This window comes from Ensifer sp. ENS02 (assembly GCF_014851885.1).
GTDB lineage: Bacteria > Pseudomonadota > Alphaproteobacteria > Rhizobiales > Rhizobiaceae > Ensifer > Ensifer adhaerens.
The window spans coordinates 1-325 of sequence record NZ_JACVAO010000085.1 but is presented as its reverse complement, the minus strand read 5'-3'; the positions used below and the strand labels follow the sequence as shown (position 1 = coordinate 325).

Annotated in this window: 1 protein-coding gene; it reads right to left on the bottom strand. The window is 60.3% G+C overall.

Features of this window, described 5'->3' with window-relative positions:
• Positions 1 to 62 precede the first annotated feature (62 nt).
• Positions 63 to 325: transposase (locus IB262_RS35555; protein WP_192494594.1), on the bottom strand; the 263-nt coding region annotated here is incomplete at its 5' end.

The window sequence follows — 325 nt, the reverse complement described above, 5'->3', positions numbered from 1 at the left end:
TCCCGGCTTCCCATTCTCCTTGAGGAGCGCAGCCCGGCACTGCTAGGCTCGCTAGAAAGTCATCAGGACAGTCGGGATTTCATTGACGCGCCTTCCGTGATGATGCTTTCGCCGCGCGGCTCGTAAGCGCGCTGGTCGCGCAGGATCTGGAAGGCGATCGTCAAAAGCTTGCGCGCCATCGCCACACGCGCCTTGTTGGTTCCTCTGATCTTCAGGTGCTCATATTGGGCGCGAAGCTGTGGATCGCTGGCGATCGCCGGGGTGACCGCTTCGACAAAAGCCCAGCGCAGCCACTTGTTGCCCTGCTTGATGATCTTGCCGTGAT